The sequence below is a fragment of the Mesorhizobium sp. M7A.F.Ca.CA.004.04.2.1 genome, from assembly GCF_004022825.1.
In the GTDB taxonomy this organism is placed as follows: domain Bacteria; phylum Pseudomonadota; class Alphaproteobacteria; order Rhizobiales; family Rhizobiaceae; genus Mesorhizobium.
The window spans coordinates 1-409 of sequence record NZ_RZPH01001828.1 but is presented as its reverse complement, the minus strand read 5'-3'; the positions used below and the strand labels follow the sequence as shown (position 1 = coordinate 409).

The 409-nt window shown below is 67.7% G+C and carries 1 pseudogene; it reads left to right on the top strand.

The window, feature by feature from the left end:
- Positions 1-409, top strand: a pseudogene (locus EN893_RS37795) (DNA polymerase III subunit delta'); the annotation flags it as partial.

The window sequence follows — 409 nt, the reverse complement described above, 5'->3', positions numbered from 1 at the left end:
CGACGGCAGCTATCGGGTGGTCATCGTCGATCCCGCCGACGACATGAACACCAATGCCGCCAATGCGTTGCTGAAAAATCTTGAAGAGCCGCCGGCACGGACGCTGTTCATCCTGATTGTCCACGCGCCGGGCAGCCTGCTGCCGACGATCCGGTCGCGCTGTCAGGTGGTGCGATTGAACCCGCTCGACGCCGACGACCTGATGACGGTGCTGGAAACGACCGAGCCGGCGCCGCCTGGCGATCCGGCGGCTCGCGCGGCACTGGTCGGGCGGGCAGGGGGCAGCGCCCGCAACGCGATCCTGTTGACGCAGTATGGCGGGCTGGAGATCGCCTCCACGCTCGACGCTCTGGTCACCGGCAGAAAGAGCGATGTCGGCGGCGCGTTTCGCCTCGCCGAAGCCGTGGCC